This window comes from Cellulosimicrobium sp. MI9406, assembly GCF_040595865.1.
Taxonomy (GTDB): domain Bacteria; phylum Actinomycetota; class Actinomycetes; order Actinomycetales; family Cellulomonadaceae; genus Cellulosimicrobium; species Cellulosimicrobium funkei.
The window spans coordinates 489,682-506,567 of the sequence record NZ_JALIZI010000002.1 but is presented as its reverse complement, the minus strand read 5'-3'; the positions used below and the strand labels follow the sequence as shown (position 1 = coordinate 506,567).

The window sequence follows — 16,886 nt, the reverse complement described above, 5'->3', positions numbered from 1 at the left end:
GGACCGGCCGCGCACGGCGGCTCCCGGCGCGCGCGCCCCCGGGGCGGGGTGGTACCACGGACCGATGAGCCAGCAGCGCGCGGAGCCGGACCCGAACCGCTGGCGCGTGCTGCCGGTCTGCCTCGCGGTGGGCTTCATCACGACGCTCGACGTGTCGATCGTCAACGTAGCCCTGCCGTCGATCGAGTCGTCGCTCGACGCGGGCCCGACCCAGCTCCAGCTCGTCGTCGCCGGCTACACGCTCGCGTTCGGGCTCGCGCTGGTGCCCGCCGGGCGCCTGGGCGACGCGGGCGCACGGCGCCCGCTCTTCATCGCGGGCCTCCTGGGCTTCGCACTCATGAGCCTCGCGTCCGGGCTCGCGCCGACCGACACGTGGCTCGGCGTCGCGCGCCTGCTCCAGGGCGTGAGCGCAGGCGTCCTCAACCCGCAGGTCGTCGGTCTCATCCAGCAGCAGTTCCGCGGGTACGAGCGCGGGCGCGCGTTCGGCATGTTCGGCGCGACCATCGGCGTCTCGACGGCGCTCGGGCCCCTGCTGGGCGGGCTCATCATCGCCGCGGCGGGCCCGGAGACGGGGTGGCGGTGGGTGTTCCTCGTGAACATCCCCGTCGTCGCCGTGCTCCTGCCCTTCGCGTGGCGCCTCGTGCCCGGGCCGCCGCGCACCGGGTCGGGCGCGGCGCGCGCGCCGCGCCGGCTCGACCTCGTCGGGCTGGGCCTGCTCGGCGCCGCGACCCTGGGCGTGATGATGCCGTTCGTCACGACGACGGGCCGCGGCGACGACGCGTCGCGCTGGTGGTGGCTCGTGCCGGCCGCGGCCGCCGTGGTGGCCGCCGTCGGGTGGGAGCGGCGCTACCAGCGGCGCACGGGCGAGGCCGTGCTCGACCCCCAGGTCGTGGGGCTCGGGTCCTTCCGCAACGGCGCGCTGCTCGGCCTCGCGTACTTCGCCGGGTTCACGGGCATCTTCCTCGTCGTCACGCTCTACCTCCAGGACGAGCTGGGGTACACGCCGCTCCAGGCGGGGCTCGTCGGCACGCCGTTCGCGGTCGCGTCGGGCGTGTCGGCGTGGTTCTCGGGCCGCTGGGTCGCGCGCTGGGGCCGCGAGCTCGTCGTCGGCGGCGTCGTGCTCGTGCTCGTGGGGGTGGTCGCGGCGGAGGTCGTCGTGCGCACGCTCGGGAACGACCCGGGCGCCGTCGGCCCGGCGCTCGCGGTCGCGCTGCTCGTCGCGGGCGCGGGCAGCGGGACGGTCATCGCGCCGAACCAGACGCTCACGCTGTCCGAGGTGCCGGTGAGCCGGGCCGGGGTGGCGGGCAGCATGCTGCAGCTCGGCCAGCGCATCGGGTCGGCCGTCGGGATCTCCGTGGTCCTGTCCGTCTACTACGGCGGGCTCGCGAGCGGCGACTCGGCCGCGGACGCGACCGGGCGGGCGCTCCTGGTGACGATCGGCCTCGTCGCGGTCGCGCTCGTCGTCGGCCTCCTCGACCTGCGTTCGCGACGAGCGGAGGACCGCCGGACGGGCCGCGCGGACGCGTAGGATTGGCACTCGGAGGTCGAGAGTGCCGACGCCCGCACGCCCGCCCGGGCGGCGACGGTGCGGCACGCGGGAGGTGGACGTGAGCGAGGAGCGCCGGCTCGAGGTGCTGCGGGCCATCGTCGAGGACTACGTCCTCACGCGCGAGCCCGTGGGGTCGCGCGTGCTCACCGAGCGCCACAGCCTCGGCGTCTCGCCCGCCACGATCCGCAACGACATGGCGGCCCTCGAGGACGCCGGGTACATCGCGCAGCCGCACACGTCCGCGGGCCGGATCCCGACGGACAAGGGCTACCGGCTCTTCGTGGACCGCCTCTCGGGCGTCAAGCCGCTGTCCGCGCCGGAGAAGCGCGCCATCGAGACCTTCCTGTCCGAGGGCGTGGACCTCGACGACGTCATCGCGCGCGCCGGGCGCCTTCTCGCCCAGCTCACCGGCCAGGTCGCCGTCGTGCAGTACCCCTCGCTGAGCCGGTCGGGCCTGCGCCACCTCGAGCTCGTGCCCGTCGGCGAGTCGCGCCTCCTGGTCGTCATCATCACGGACACGGGCCGCGTCGAGCAGCGCACGCTCGAGGTCGCGAGCCTGCCGGACGAGGGGACCCTCGTCGAGGTGCGCGCACGGCTCAACGCCGCGGCCGCGGGCAAGCGCCTCACGGACCTCGCGCCCGGTCTCGCCGCCGTGACCGAGAGCTTCCACCCCGACGACGCCCCGCTCGTCCGCGCGGTGGGCGACCTCGTCGCCCAGACGCTCGCAGAGGAGAGCGAGGAGCGCCTCGTCCTCGCGGGCACGGCGAACCTCGCGCGCGCGGGCATGCGGTTCGAGCACGCGCTGCGCCCCGTCCTCGAGGCGCTCGAGGAGCAGGTCGTCCTGCTCGGGCTGCTCACCGAGATGGCCGCCGAGTCGGGCGTGAGCGTCCGGATCGGTCGCGAGACCCAGCTCGAGGGCCTCGCGGAGACCTCCGTCGTGACGACCGGTTACGGTAACGACGGTGACACGGTCGCGCTCGTCGGCTCGATCGGGCCGACCCGCATGGACTACCCCGGCACCATCGCGGCGGTGCGCGCGGTCGCGCGCTACCTGTCACGGGTGCTCGGCACGTGAGCCCCGCGGTCTCCCCGCCCGCGGCGGGCCCGCTCGACGACCACCCCCGACCCCTCCCGACCGGCCCCGCGCCGGCCTCACGACCCGCACCAGCAGAGAGTGACGTGTGAGCGACTACTACGAGATCCTCGGCGTGGCCCGTGACGCCAGCCAGGACCAGATCAAGAAGGCGTACCGCAAGCTCGCGCGCGAGCTGCACCCGGACGTCGCGGGCGAGGAGGCGGGCGACCGCTTCAAGGACGTCGCGCGCGCCTACGAGGTGCTGTCCAACCCGGAGAAACGCCAGCAGTACGACCTCGGCGTCGACCCCAGCGCCCCCGGCGGCGGGGGCGGCGGCCCCATGGGCGGCGGGTTCGGCTTCCAGGACATCTTCGAGACGTTCTTCGGCGGCGCCCAGGCGCAGCAGGGCCCGATCCCGCGCGCCCGCCGCGGCCAGGACGCGCTCGTGCGGCTCGACATCGACCTCTCCGAGGCGACGTTCGGCGCGCAGCGCGAGCTCCAGGTCGACACGGCGGTCGTGTGCGGCACGTGCGGCGGCACCTGCTGCCGCCCGGGCACCTCGCCCCGCACGTGCGAGGTGTGCCACGGCCGCGGCACGGTCCAGCGCGTCGCGCGCTCGTTCCTCGGCCAGGTCATGACGAGCGCGCCGTGCGCCGCGTGCCAGGGCTTCGGCACCGTCATCCCCGAGCCGTGCGCGGAGTGCTCGGGCGAGGGCCGCGTGCGCAGCCGCCGCAGCATCACGGTCAACGTCCCGGCGGGCGTCGACACGGGCACGCGCATCAAGCTCACCGCGCAGGGCGAGGTCGGCCCGGCCGGCGGCCCCGCGGGCGACCTGTACGTCGAGATCCGCGAGCGCAACCACGACACGTTCGTGCGCCGCGGCGACGACCTGCACTGCACCCTCCAGGTGCCGATGACGGCGGCCGCCCTCGGCACCGTGCTCGAGCTGGAGACGCTCGACGGGCTCCAGGAGATCGACCTGCGCCCCGGCACGCAGCCGAACCAGATCGTCACGCTGAAGAACCTCGGCGTCGGGCACCTGCACGGCAGCGGGCGCGGCGACCTCAACGTCCACATCGAGGTCCAGGTGCCCACTGCCCTCGACCCCGAGCAGGAGCAGCTCCTGCGCTCGCTCGCCGCGCTGCGCGGCGAGGAGCGGCCCGAGCCCCGGCTCGCCGCCGCGCACCCGGGCGTGTTCTCGCGCCTGCGCGACAAGCTCTCCGGCCGCTGAGCGGGGCGCGCGCATGAGTGCTCCGGTGTTCCTCGCCGAGACGGGGACCGACGGCGTCGCGCCCGGCGACCGGTACGTGCTCGACGGCGCGGAGGGCCGGCACGCGGGCGTCGTGCAGCGGCGCGGCGCGGGCGAGCGCGTCGACGTCGTCGACGGTGACGGGCTCCGGCTGCGCTGCGTCGTCGAGCACGCCGAGTCGGGCCGCGTGACGCTCCTCGTGCAGGAGGTGGACCGCGAGCCGGCGCCGGACGTCGTCGTGACGCTCGTCCAGGCGCTCGCCAAGGGTGACCGCGACGAGATGGCGATCGAGGCGGCGACGGAGATCGGCGTCGACGTGGTCGTGCCGTGGCAGGCGGAGCGCTCCGTCGTCGTGTGGCGCGGCGAGCGCGCGGCGAAGTCCCGCGCGCGGTGGCTCGCGACGGTCCGCACGGCGACCAAGCAGGCCCGGCGCGCGCGCCTGCCCCGCGTCGAGGTCGCGCTCGACTCGCGCGGCCTCGCGGCGCGGGTCGTCGACGTCGTCGCGGCGGGCGGTCGGGCGATCGTCCTGCACGAGGAGGCGACGACGCCGCTCGCCGACGTCGGGCTGCCCGCCGGTCCGGCCACGGACGGCGCGCCCGCGCCCGAGGTGCTCGTCGTCGTCGGCCCGGAGGGCGGGATCTCCGACCGCGAGCTCGCCGACCTCACGGAGGCCGGCGCGGTCGCGGCGCGGCTGGGGCCCCACGTGCTGCGCACGTCGACCGCCGGACCGGTGGCCGTGGCGCTGCTCGCCGAGCGGCTCGGCCGCTGGGGCGTGGCCGGGACGCGTGGTCTAGCCTCGGGGTCATGACGAGCACCGACCTGCGCACCGACCCGGACTGCCTCTTCTGCCGCATCGTCGCGGGGGAGGTGCCGGCCGACGTCGTGGCGACCAGCGAGCGCTCGATCGCGTTCCGCGACATCGACCCGCAGGCGCCCGTGCACGTGCTCGTCGTGCCGCGCGACCACCACGGCGACATCGCCCAGCTCGCGGCGGCGGACCCGGAGCTGCTCGGCGACGTCGTCGCGCTGGCGGACGAGGTGGCGGGCGACCTGGCCGACGGCCAGTTCCGGCTCATCTTCAACTCGGGGCCGCGCGCCGGCCAGAGCGTGTTCCACGTGCACGGCCACGTCATCGCGGGCGCCGAGCTCGGCTGGTCGCCCGCCTGAGCCCTGCGCGAAAGCGCGTGTGACGCCCGGCCGCGCTCGGTACGATGGAAGCGATCTGCGGGGCGGTGGCCGTCCCGGACCCACTGCCCGACCGAAGGAGCGCAGCGGCGCAAGCCGGCTCATGACCTCTCTGTCCCGAGAACCCGACCCCTCGTCGCACCGGGTCGAGCACCGCATCGTCATCCCGAACCACGTGCCGATGGTGGCGCTCCTCGGTAGCCGCGACTCCGTGCTCCGGGCCGTCGAGGAGGGGTTCCCCGCCGTCGACGTGCACGTGCGGGGCAACGAGATCGCGGTCGCCGGCCCTCCGGGGGAGGTCGCGCTCGCCGCGCGCCTGCTCGACGAGCTCGTCGAGGTCGTCGAGGCCGGCACCCAGCTCACGGCCGACGTCGTGACGCGGTCCATCGCGATGCTCACCGCCGCGACGGCGTCGCGCCCGGCCGAGGTGCTGACGCTCAACATCCTGTCGAGCCGCGGCCGCACGATCCGGCCCAAGACCGTGGGGCAGAAGCGCTACGTCGAGGCGATCGACGCGAACACCATCACGTTCGGGATCGGCCCCGCGGGCACCGGCAAGACGTACCTCGCGATGGCGAAGGCCGTGCAGGCGCTGCAGTCGAAGCAGGTCAACCGCATCATCCTCACGCGCCCGGCCGTCGAGGCGGGGGAGCGCCTCGGGTTCCTGCCCGGCTCGCTGACGGAGAAGATCGACCCGTACCTGCGCCCGCTGTACGACGCGCTGCACGACATGATCGACCCGGACTCGATCCCCAAGCTCATCGAGGCCGGCACGATCGAGGTCGCGCCGCTCGCGTTCATGCGCGGGCGCAGCCTCAACGACTCGTTCATCATCCTCGACGAGGCGCAGAACACGACCACCGAGCAGATGAAGATGTTCCTCACGCGCCTCGGCTTCGGGTCGCGCATGGTCATCACGGGCGACGCGACGCAGGTCGACCTGCCGGGCGGCACGCAGTCCGGCCTGCGCGTCATCGAGGACGTCCTCACCGGCGTGGACGACGTCGAGTTCTGCCGGCTCACGTCGTCCGACGTGGTGCGGCACCGGCTGGTGAGCGACATCATCGACGCGTACGCGCGGTGGGACCTGGCGAGCGGCGGGGGCTCGGGGAGCTCCGGGTCGCGCCGCCGCGACGACGACCGCCGCGGACGCCCCGCGGCACGAGAACGACGGACGAGGGACGACGCGTGAGCATCGAGGTCAACAACGAGACCGAGGCCGAGGTCGACGAGGCCGAGTTCGCGGCGCTGGCACGGTACGTGCTCGACGCGATGCGCGTGCACCCGCAGAGCGAGCTGTCGATCCTCTTCGTCGACACGGACGTGATGAGCGAGCTGCACGTGCGCTGGATGGACGAGCCCGGCCCGACGGACGTGCTGTCGTTCCCCATGGACGAGCTGCGGCCCGGGCGCGACGGCGAGGTCGCCGGCCCCGGCCAGCTCGGCGACGTCGTGCTGTGCCCGGAGGTCGCCGCCCAGCAGGCGGTGACGGCGGGTCACTCGACGGCGGAGGAGATGCTGCTGCTCACGACGCACGGCATCCTGCACCTGCTCGGCTACGACCACGCCGAGCCGGAGGAGGAGAAGGAGATGTTCGCGCTGCAGCGCAAGCTGCTCCTGACCTTCCTCGCAGGCCGGTGAGCGGCGAACCCGTCGCGCTCCTGGCGGCCCTGACCGTCCTGACGGTCGTGCTCGCGGCCGCGCTGAGCGCGGGCGAGGCGGCGGTGCTGCGCGTGACGCGGGCGGCCGTCACGGAGGCCGCCCTGGGCGACGACCCGGCCGTGCCCGCCCGCCCGGAGGGGCGTCGGGCGCTGGCGCTCCTCGCGGACCCGGCGGCGACCGTCCGCTCCGTCGGCTTCGTGCGCGTCGTCGCGGAGGTCGCGGCGGTCACGTGCCTCACGCTGCTCGTCGCGGCGTGGCTGGAGCCGTGGTGGCAGGTCCTGCTCGTCGCGCTCGCGGTGAGCGTCGTCGTCGGGCTCCTCGTGGTGCGCGTGAGCCCGCGGTCCCTCGGCCGCCGCCACGCGGTGCGCGTCCTGCTGAGCCTGTCGCGCCTGCTCACGGTCGTCGTCGGGGCCACGCGCTGGCTCACGCGGCTCGCCCCGGCGCCCGACGAGGGAGCCCACCAGCGCGAGCTCCAGGACATGGTGGACCGCGTCAACGAGTCCGAGGTCATCGAGGAGGAGGAGCGCGAGCTCATCCGCTCCGTCTTCGAGCTCGGCAGCACCCTCACGCGCGAGGTCATGGTGCCCCGCACCGACATGGTGACGACGTCGCGCGACACGCCCCTGCGCAAGACCCTCTCGCTCTTCCTGCGCTCCGGCTTCTCCCGCATCCCGGTCACGGGCACGTCCGCGGACGACCTCGTGGGCGTCGCCTACTTCAAGGACGTCGTGCGCGTCCTGCAGGGCGGTCCCGGGACCGACGGGCGGCCCGTGGGCGAGGTCGCGCGCCCCGCGATCTTCGTGCCCGAGTCCAAGCCCGTGGACGACCTGCTGCGCGAGATGCAGGCGTCGTCCTCGCACATCGCGATGGTCGTCGACGAGTACGGCGGCGTCGCGGGACTGGTGACGATCGAGGACGCGCTCGAGGAGATCGTGGGCGAGCTCACGGACGAGCACGACCGGCCGGAGCCCGAGGTCGAGGACCTGGGCGAGGGCGTCCTGCGCGTGCCCGCCCGCCTCGGCGTCGACGAGCTCGGCGAGCTCTTCGGCCTCGGCCTGGACGACGACGACGTGGACACCGTGGGCGGCCTGCTCGCCAAGGCGCTCGGCAAGGTCCCGCTGCCCGGCTCCGTGGCCGAGGTCCACGGGCTGCGCCTCGAGGCCGACCGCGTCCAGGGCCGCCGCAAGCAGCTCGCGACCGTCCTCGTCTCCACGGCGACCTCGCCCGACGCTCCGGTCCCTGCGCCGGACGAGCCCGACCCCGCGGCCGACACCCGTCAGCCCCTCCCCACCGTGAAGGACACCCCGTGAGCACGACCACCCCCGAGCACCGCTCCGGCTTCGCCTGCCTCGTCGGGCGGCCCAACGCGGGCAAGTCGACCCTGACGAACGCGCTGGTCGGCCAGAAGGTGGCGATCACCTCCGGGCGCCCCCAGACGACGCGCCACACGATCCGCGGGATCGTGCACCGCCCCGACGCGCAGCTCGTCCTCGTCGACACCCCGGGGCTGCACCGCCCCCGCACGCTGCTCGGCGAGCGTCTCAACGACCTCGTGCGCGAGACCCTCACCGAGGTCGACGTCATCGCGTTCTGCCTGCCCGCCGACCAGAAGATCGGCCCGGGCGACCGCTTCATCGCGAACGAGCTCGCGGAGCTCAGGCGCGGGCGCCGCGGCACGCCCGTGGTCGCCGTCGTCACGAAGGCCGACCTCGTGGACCGCGGCACCCTCGCCGCGCACCTGCTGGCGGTCGACCGGCTGGGGGAGGCGACGGGCGGCTGGGCCGACATCGTCCCCGTCTCGGCCCAGGACGGCTACCAGGTCGACGTGCTCACCGACGTCCTCGTCTCCCACCTGCCCGAGGGCCCCGAGCTCTACCCCGGCGGCGAGCTCACGGACGAGCCGGAGGCCGTCATGGTCGCCGAGCTCGTGCGCGAGGCGGCGCTGGAGGGCGTGCGCGACGAGCTCCCGCACTCGCTCGCGGTCCAGGTCGAGGAGATCGTGCCCCGCGAGGGCAGCGGCGACGAGGCCACGGGCCGGCCGCCGCTGCTCGACGTGCGCGTCAACCTCTTCGTCGAGCGCGACTCGCAGAAGGCGATCGTCATCGGCCGCGGTGGCTCGCGCCTGCGCGAGGTCGGGACGCGCGCGCGGCACGGCATCGAGGCGCTGCTCGGCGCGCGCGTCTACCTCGACCTGCACGTGAAGGTCGCCAAGGACTGGCAGCGCGACCCCAAGCAGCTCCACCGGCTCGGGTTCTGACCCGGGGGACGTCCCCCGTGCCGCCGTCGGGAGGGCACCAGGGACCGGCCGGCGGCCCGCGGCGTACGATTCCTCGGTGATCTTCCGGACCGCCGCGACGACGGCAGCCCTCGCGATCGTCCTCGCGATCGTCGGTGCGGTCACCGGGCCGCAGTGGGACCCGGTGCCCGTGACCGAGCACCTCGTCCCCGAGACGCCCGACACGACCGTCGGCGGGCAGCCGTCCGGCGGGGCCGCCCCGGTCGGCACCTACGACGTGCGCGAGACCGACGTGACGGTCCGGCTCGACGGCGCGACCGTCGGGGGCGTGCTGCGCGAGCCCGTCGACGCGGGCGACGACCTCCCGGGCATGGTGTTCGTGCACGGTGCGGGGACCGGCCTGGCGTCCGAGGCGTTCGTGGACGTCGCGACCGACCTCGCGAGCGCGGGCGTCGTGACCCTCGTCCCGGACAAGCGGCTCGACACCTACACGACGCGGCACCGCGACTACGAGGCGATGGCGCGCGACTACGCGCACTCCGTGGACCTCCTGCGGGCGCGTCCCGGCGTCGACCCGGAGCGCGTGGGGCTGTACGGGGAGTCCGAGGGCACGTGGATCGTGCCCGTGATGGCGGCCGACGACCCGACGATCGCCTTCACCGTCCTCGTGTCCGCGCCGGTCGTGCCGCCGCGCCAGCAGGCCGCGTTCGCGGTCGACAGCTACTTGCGCAACACCGACGTGCCCCACGGGGTGTTCCGGGCCATCCCGCGCGCCGTCGGGATGGCGATCCCCGGCGGCGGCTTCGAGTACGCCGACTTCGACGTGGAGCCGTTCCTCGAGCGGCTCACCCAGCCGGTGCTGGTCGTCTACGGCACCGCGGACCCGTCGATGCCCGTCGAGCAGGGGGCGCGGCAGATCCTCGACGCCACGGGGCCGTCGTCGCAGGTGCCGGGCGGGGCCGACGTCACCGTGCGGTACTACGCGGACGCGAACCACGGGATCAAGATCGACGACGTGCTCGTGCCCGGCTTCCCGCGCGACGTGAGCGCGTGGGTGACGTCGCTGCCCGCGAGCGCGGCCGCGCTGCCGCAGGTCGCGGGCGCCGAGCCCACGCAGCAGTACCTCGCCGGGCCGGTCCCGTCGCCGCGCTGGCTGGGCAACGGCGACCTGTTCGTCGCCCTCGTCCTCGCCGCCGTCGGGCTGCTCGTGCTCGGCCCGCTCGTCGGCCTCGTCGGGGGCCTCGTGCGCCGGCTGCGACGGGTCGCGGGCCGGCCCGGAGCGCCCGCCGGTCTCGCGCCCGGCTTCCGCGTGCCGCTGGTGGGGCTCGGGGTCGGCGCGTTCGCGACGACGGTCGCGCTCGTCGTCTACCTCGTCGCCACCGCGCGGCTCGCGCTCGACTACGAGAAGGACGCGTGGGTCGTGCAGGGCGGCTGGGTCGGGGTGCGGCTCGTCGGGCTCGCGACGCTCGTCGCGGGAGCCCTGCTGGTCAACCGGGCCGCCGAGGTCCGCTCCGCGCGCCGTGCGCACGACGAGCGCCCGGGCACCGACGAGGTGGTCGCCGCGGACGAGGGCGGGAGCGTGCTGCAGGTCGCGCGGGGCGTGACCCCCCGCGTCATGCTGTGGTGCGTGATCGCGGGGTCCACCGTCCTGCTCGTCATCCTCGCGTACTGGGGCGTCTACCAGCTCGGCATCTGACCCTGCTCGTGCGCCGTCGTCCGGGCGTGGCGGTCCCGCCGCTCGCCCGGCGCGGCCCGACGGGCGTGCGTATCGTGGACGGGTGAGGCGCCGTCGGCTCGCGCAGGACCGGGCGGCTCGTGCCGGGTACGTCACCCACGAGCCGACGACGGACGGTGCCGGGACGGCGGTCGGCGGCTTCGAGCTCCTGCCGCCCGAGCTGCGGTCCGACGACCGGTTCGACGCCGCCCTGGACGCCGCGCTCGCGAGCCCCGCCGAGGCGCCCGTCCGCCGTCCGCCCGACGGGCCGCGACCCCGGGACGAGGACGGTCCGCCCGCCACGCGGAGCGGGCACCACGACCGGGCGGCCCGCGACGTGCTGCCCCTGTCGCGCCCCCAGGACGAGCGCCCGCCCACGGCCCCCGGCATGCCCGGCCCCGCGCGGTCCGGCGCGCCCCGGCCGTCCCGGTCCGCCGGGGGCGGCGAGTCCCCGCAGGTGCGTGCGCCCGGGCGCCGCTGGTTCCTGCACCCCGTCCCGTGGGTGGCGCTCGCGGTCGCCGTCGCGTTCGCCGGCTCCGTCGCCTTCACCTCGTCGATGGAGGACGCGCGGCCCGTCGACGTCACCGCGCTCGCCGGGGGGCTGCGGCCGCTCGAGGACCCGCCCGAGCCGCGCTGGTCGGTCCCCGTCGAGCCCGGCACCGAGGTGGTCCCCGCGGTCGGTGCCGTCGTGACCGTCGACGGGTCGCTCACGGCGTACTCCGTCGCGGACGGCTCGGTCCTCTGGCGGTCCGAGCGTCTCGGCGACCGCGCCACGTGCCTGCCGGCCTCGGGCGAGCCCGCGCGCGAGGTGGTGGTGTGCGCGGTGCCGACGGGGTGGCGCGAGCAGGCGGCCCGGCTCACCACCGTGCGCGCGACGACCGGCGAGGTCGTGGGGGAGCGCACGGCCGCGACGGCGGGGCGGCTGTCCGTCGTGCCGGTCGGCGCGACGGACGTCGTGCGGGCGTGGTGGCGCGGCGACGAGGTCGCGGTGGTGCGCGAGGACGCCGCGACCGGCGAGGTGCGGTGGGAGCGCACGCTCGCGCACGACGGCCTCGGGAGCGGTGGCGACGTCGTGCTCGACGTGCGCCGCGGCGTCGTCGACGTCCTTGCGCCGGGCGTCGCGGCGGCGCTCACGGAGGACGGCCTGTCGCTCGTCGAGGACGACGTGTGGACCATCGTCCGGCTCCAGGACGGGCGCTACGTCGGCAACGAGTACGGCCGCGGCACCGCCACGGTGTTCACCGCCGCGGGCGAGCCCGCGTTCCGGATCTCCGGCCGCGTGCTCGAGGCGCCCTTGTCGGACGGGTCCGCGCCGGGCGTCATCGTCACGAACACGTTCGGCAGCATCGTGGGCGTGGACGCCGCGACCGGGTCGGAGCTGTGGTCGTTGCCGGGCACGGGCATGCGCGCCGTCGCGCGGGTCGACGGCCGCGTCGTCGTCCAGACGGACTCGGCCTACCGCAGCGTCGACGCCCGCACGGGCGAGGAGGAGTGGGCCGTCACGCTCGAGGACGGCGGCCCCGGGCCGGTGCTCACCGACGGCCGGTCGCTGTTCGTCACGGAGCGGCAGCGCCGCCAGCCAGGGCTCGTGTCGATCGCGCTCGACGACGGGGCGGTCGAGTGGCGCTGGACGCTGCCCGCGGGCACCTACGACGTGCTCGCGGTCGAGGGCCGGCTCTTCCTCCTCGGGACCGGCGGGCTGACGGCGGTCTCGTGAGGTGCCGGGCGGGCGCGACGCCCTCCGGCGTCGCCGCCGCCACCGTCCGGATGGTGGCCCCGGGCCGCGTGGGCGCTTGAGCCGCACGTGATGAACCGGTAGAAACGGTCGGGGCCCCTCGGCCCGGCGTGCGTGCGACCGGCACCGCGCGACAGCGTAGGGAGTGCACGATGACCAACCAGACAGAGCCGGCCGAGGACCCGCAGCCCGGTGCTGCGGGCACCGGGCCGACCCCGGCGCCCCAGGGCGTCACGGCGGGTGACGGGGACTCCACGGCCGAGCGCGCACCGGACGGTGCGACGGGCTCGGCAGGGTCGGACCCGGACGCGGCGGGAGCCGCGGACACGGGCACGGAGAAGCACACGCGCTCCGCCCGCGAGACCGGCGGGACCCCGACGGCGACCGCCACCGCGTCGCCCTTCGCCGGGATCCCGGTGAGCGACTACGTGCGCGACGGCGTCGCCGCGCTGCTGCTCCTCGTCTCCCTCGCGCTGCCGTGGGACGTGTCGAGCCGCGCGTCGGACAAGATCGAGGTCGTCCTGCTGACGATCCTCTCGCTGCTGACGCTCGCGCTGCCGTACCTCGCGCGCACGGGCGTGCTCCCGACGACCTGGACCGTGCACACCACGCGCACGGTCCGTCTGCTGGCCAACGCGCCGTACGTGCTGCTCGTGCTCGTCTACCTCGTGGTCGACGTCGTGGGCGGCGGCGACCTCGCCGACGGGTGGGGCGGGGTCGGCTCCGCCGCCGCGCTCGGCCTCGCGGGCGCGCTCCTCGCGGCGCAGCCGCGCGAGAGCGAGCTCGGGCCGCAGGACCAGGACCGCGCGGTCACCGACCGGTGGCTCCAGGCGCTCCTCGCGCTCGCGGCGCTCCTCGCCCTCACCGTGCTGCTCACGGTGATCCTCACCGCCACCGGCACGCGCCTCGGCGGCGCCCTGTTCGTGCTGCTGGTGATCGTGGCCGCGGTGTTCGTCCTCGCGCTCGCCGGGCTGCCGACGTACGGCACGTGGCGCCGGTCCGAGGCCGCGCGCCTCACGCTCGTCGGGCTGGGCGTCATGCTCGCCGTCGGGTTCGTCCTCGGCTCGGGCAACAACGGGCTCGTGACGATCGAGAGCACGCACGGCGGCCGGTTCGGGCTCGTGCTCGTCCCGGCGCTCGCGGCCGTCGCCGCGGCGCCCGCGGTGCACCGCGCGATGGCTGCCGCGGACCCGGTGACCACCTGGGTGCGCGTGGCCGTCAACGCCCTCGACCTCGTGCTCGTCGTCGCGGGCTACGTCGCCGTGAGCGCCGTGCTCACCCTGGCCGACGGCGCACGCGGCGTCCCGGTCGTCCTCGCGGTGATCGTCGGTGTCCTCGCGGCCGCCGTCGCGTTCGTCGCGCGCCGCTCGCTCGCTCGCGACGCCGCCACCGGGCGCCCGCTCGCGCTCGGCGGCGCCGGGGTCGTGGCGCTGCTCGGCATCGTGCTGCTCGTCGTGACCTCGAACCGCGTCGTGCTCGGCGGCGGCGTGGAGCACGTGCTGCTCGCCTTCGGCCTCCCGCTGCTCGTCGTCGGGGCGCTCACCGTCCCGCGCGAGGTCCGTGCGTACTTCGCCGAGCACCGCCCCGTGCCCGCGGCCACCGGGGCGGAGGCGGCACGCGCCTACGTGTGGGAGCCGCCCGCGCCGAAGCCCCCCAAGCCGGCCCGGCCCGCGCCTGCGGGCCCGCCGACCGGCGCGCACCCGACGACCGGGCACTCGGGTGCCTACCCGGGCACGGGCGCCTACCCGGCCACGGGACCGACGGGCGCCTACCCGGCCACCGGACCGACGGGCGCCTACCCGCCGGCCGGGCACACGGGTCCCGTCCCGACGCAGCAGGCGGCGGACCGGCGGTTCGCCGCCGGGTCCGACGCGACCGAGGTGCTCCCGGTCCAGCCGGCGGAGCCGGAGCGCAGCGGGTACGCCGCGCGTCCCGGCCTCACGCCCGACGAGGGCCCGTCGACGGCGGTCCTGCCCGCCTACCAGGAGGAGCAGCCGGGCACCGGCCCGCAGCCGACCGCCCAGCAGCCCGGCCAGGGGTACCCCCAGCAGGGCTACGGCCAGCAGCAGGGCTACGCGTCCTCCGGGCCGGGGCAGCAGGGCTACGCGCCGCAGGGGTACGACCCGCAGGGCTACGGCCAGCAGGGGTACGCCCAGCAGCCCGCGGCGCAGCAGCCGTCGTACGCCCCGCCGGCCCAGCCGGCGGGCTTCACCGCGGCCCAGGCGCTCGACCCGGGCACGCCGCTCGAGGTCCTGGCGCAGATCGTCCAGGACGCGCCGCACCTGCGGCCCCAGGTCGCGGCGAACCCGTCGACGTACCCGGCGCTGCTCGAGTGGCTCGGCAACCTCGGTGACCCTGCGGTCGACGCGGCGCTGCGCTCGCGACGCGGCTGACGCACCCCGGCGCCCGGTCGGCCCTCCGCGCGAGGGCCGGCCGGGCGCACCCACGCCGTGCCCGAGGAGCGGACGTCCCGGGCGCGCGGACGGCGGAGGAGTACAGTGGCGTCGTGCACCTGATGCGGCAGCTCCTCCTTCGTTGCCGCGGCGAGGCCCTGTAGCCGGTTCCTCGTCGCGGTGGTTGGTGTGCCGGCTGACACCGATCAGGACGACCCCGAAGGACCGACGATGAACGCCTCCGCCCCCACCTCGACGCCCACCGCCGCGGACCCGAACCCGCAGCAGCCGTCGGGCATGCCGATCCACAAGTACCTGCCGTTCCACCGGCAGATCGACGTCTCCCTGCCCGACCGCACGTGGCCGGACAAGCGCATCGAGACCGCGCCCCGCTGGTGCGCCGTCGACCTGCGCGACGGGAACCAGGCCCTCATCGAGCCCATGAACGCGGAGCGCAAGCTGCGCATGTTCGAGCTGCTCGTCGCGATGGGCTACAAGGAGATCGAGGTCGGCTTCCCCTCGGCCTCGCAGACCGACTTCGACTTCGTGCGGATGCTCATCGAGGAGGACCGCATCCCGGACGACGTCGTCATCCAGGTCCTCACGCAGTCCCGCGAGCACCTCATCGCCCGCACGTACGAGGCGATCAAGGGCGCGAAGCAGGCGATCGTGCACCTCTACAACTCGACGTCCGTCCTGCAGCGCGAGGTCGTGTTCCGCTCGGACGAGGACGGCATCATCGCGATCGCCGTCGACGGCGCGCGGCTGTGCAAGAAGTTCGAGGAGACCGTCCCGGAGACGACGGTCTACTACGAGTACTCGCCCGAGTCGTACACCGGCACGGAGCTCGAGTTCGCGGCCCGCATCTGCAACGAGGTGCTCGAGGTCTTCGAGCCTCGCCCCGACCGCAAGGTGATCATCAACCTGCCCGCCACGGTCGAGATGGCGACGCCGAACGTCTACGCCGACTCGATCGAGTGGATGAACCGGCACCTGCACCACCGCGAGAACGTCGTGCTGTCGCTGCACCCGCACAACGACCGCGGCACGGCGGTCGCGGCCGCCGAGCTCGGCTACCAGGCGGGCGCGGACCGCATCGAGGGCTGCCTGTTCGGCAACGGCGAGCGCACCGGCAACGTCTGCCTCGTCACGCTGGGCATGAACCTGTTCAGCCAGGGCGTGGACCCGCAGATCGACTTCTCCGACATCGACCACGTGCGCCGCACGGTGGAGTACTGCAACCAGCTCGGCGTCCCCGAGCGGCACCCCTACGCGGGCGACCTGGTCTTCACGGCGTTCTCCGGCTCGCACCAGGACGCCATCAAGAAGGGCTTCGACGCGATGGCCGTCCGTGCGGAGGCGGAGGGTGCCACGGTGGACGACATCACGTGGGCCGTCCCGTACCTGCCGATCGACCCCAAGGACGTCGGCCGCTCGTACGAGGCCGTGATCCGCGTCAACTCGCAGTCCGGCAAGGGCGGCATCTCCTACCTGCTGAAGTCGGAGCGCCACCTCGACCTGCCGCGCCGTCTGCAGATCGAGTTCTCGCAGTCCGTGCAGCAGCACACCGACGCGCACGGCACGGAGGTCACCGGCGAGGACATCTGGCGCCTCTTCTCGGACGAGTACCTGCCCGTCGAGCCCGGCTCCGGCCTGGAGCCGTGGGGCCGGCTCAAGCTGCGCTCCACGCGCGCGTCGTCGAGCGAGGACGGCCCCGACACCCTGAGCGTCGACGTCCTCGACCGCGGCGAGGAGCTGACGCTCGAGGGCACGGGCAACGGCCCGGTGGCGGCGTTCGTCGACGCGATCGCGCAGGTGGGGGTCGACGTCCGCGTCCTGGACTACGCGGAGCACGCGCTCTCGGAGGGCGGGGACGCCACGGCCGCGGCGTACGTGGAGTGCCAGGTGGGCGACGACGTCCTGTGGGGCGTGGGGATCGACCCGTCGATCACGACCGCCTCGCTCAAGGCCATCGTGTCCGCCGTGAACCGCGCGGAGCGTGCCCAGGGCTGACCGCCTTCCCGCCGATCTCACCGACGGCCCGGACGACCTCGTCGTCCGGGCCGTCGGCGTTTTGTCGACACCATG

General features: G+C 75.2%; 13 protein-coding genes. All 13 read left to right on the top strand.

Going from position 1 to position 16,886, the window contains the following annotated elements; genetic code table 11:
- Positions 1–64 precede the first annotated feature (64 nt).
- The 13 genes from MT994_RS05310 (at position 65) to leuA (ending at position 16,811) form a co-directional block, all read left to right on the top strand.
- Complete coding sequence (locus MT994_RS05310) at positions 65–1,528, top strand: MFS transporter (protein ID WP_354805414.1); 1,464 nt, start codon at positions 65–67, stop codon at positions 1,526–1,528.
- Positions 1,529–1,607: 79 nt separating this feature from the next.
- Positions 1,608–2,624: a heat-inducible transcriptional repressor HrcA gene (gene hrcA, locus MT994_RS05305; RefSeq protein WP_021482687.1), complete on the top strand. Its 1,017-nt coding sequence runs from the start codon at positions 1,608–1,610 to the stop codon at positions 2,622–2,624.
- A gap of 106 nt (positions 2,625–2,730) precedes the next feature.
- Positions 2,731–3,855: a molecular chaperone DnaJ gene (dnaJ, locus tag MT994_RS05300; RefSeq protein WP_043651775.1), complete on the top strand. Its 1,125-nt coding sequence runs from the start codon at positions 2,731–2,733 to the stop codon at positions 3,853–3,855.
- A 13-nt stretch (positions 3,856–3,868) separates the two neighbouring features.
- Positions 3,869–4,681 carry a 16S rRNA (uracil(1498)-N(3))-methyltransferase gene (locus MT994_RS05295; RefSeq protein WP_354805412.1) on the top strand — a complete coding sequence of 271 codons (813 nt, stop codon included), beginning with the start codon at positions 3,869–3,871 and terminating at the stop codon, positions 4,679–4,681.
- A complete protein-coding gene (locus MT994_RS05290; RefSeq protein WP_021482946.1) occupies positions 4,678–5,040 on the top strand; it encodes an HIT domain-containing protein in 363 nt (120 codons plus the stop codon). The genes MT994_RS05295 and MT994_RS05290 overlap by 4 nt, the downstream gene beginning before the upstream one ends.
- A 121-nt stretch (positions 5,041–5,161) precedes the next feature.
- The gene (locus tag MT994_RS05285) at positions 5,162–6,250 is read left to right on the top strand and encodes a PhoH family protein (protein ID WP_021482947.1); all 1,089 of its coding nucleotides are present in this window, start codon (positions 5,162–5,164) and stop codon (positions 6,248–6,250) included.
- On the top strand, positions 6,247–6,699 hold the full coding sequence (gene ybeY, locus MT994_RS05280) for an rRNA maturation RNase YbeY (RefSeq protein WP_021482948.1): 453 nt from the start codon (positions 6,247–6,249) through the stop codon (positions 6,697–6,699). The genes MT994_RS05285 and ybeY overlap by 4 nt, the downstream gene beginning before the upstream one ends.
- Complete coding sequence (locus MT994_RS05275) at positions 6,696–8,030, top strand: CBS domain-containing protein (protein ID WP_354805410.1); 1,335 nt, start codon at positions 6,696–6,698, stop codon at positions 8,028–8,030. Before ybeY ends, MT994_RS05275 begins: the two co-directional genes overlap by 4 nt.
- Positions 8,027–8,977: a GTPase Era gene (gene era / locus MT994_RS05270; RefSeq protein ID WP_074809742.1), complete on the top strand. Its 951-nt coding sequence runs from the start codon at positions 8,027–8,029 to the stop codon at positions 8,975–8,977. Before MT994_RS05275 ends, era begins: the two co-directional genes overlap by 4 nt.
- A gap of 76 nt (positions 8,978–9,053) precedes the next feature.
- A complete protein-coding gene (locus tag MT994_RS05265; protein WP_354805408.1) occupies positions 9,054–10,652 on the top strand; it encodes a prolyl oligopeptidase family serine peptidase in 1,599 nt (532 codons plus the stop codon).
- 82 nt (positions 10,653–10,734) lie between these two features.
- Positions 10,735–12,387, top strand: coding sequence for a PQQ-binding-like beta-propeller repeat protein (locus MT994_RS05260; RefSeq protein ID WP_354805407.1), 1,653 nt, complete (start codon positions 10,735–10,737; stop codon positions 12,385–12,387).
- A 170-nt stretch (positions 12,388–12,557) separates the two neighbouring features.
- Entirely contained in the window at positions 12,558–14,798 is a 2,241-nt protein-coding gene (locus MT994_RS05255; RefSeq protein WP_354805406.1) for a hypothetical protein, read from the top strand.
- A 231-nt stretch (positions 14,799–15,029) separates the two neighbouring features.
- Positions 15,030–16,811 (top strand): 2-isopropylmalate synthase, encoded by a 1,782-nt coding sequence (leuA, locus tag MT994_RS05250; protein ID WP_043651760.1) that lies wholly within the window; start codon positions 15,030–15,032, stop codon positions 16,809–16,811.
- The last annotated feature ends 75 nt before the right edge of the window (positions 16,812–16,886 follow it).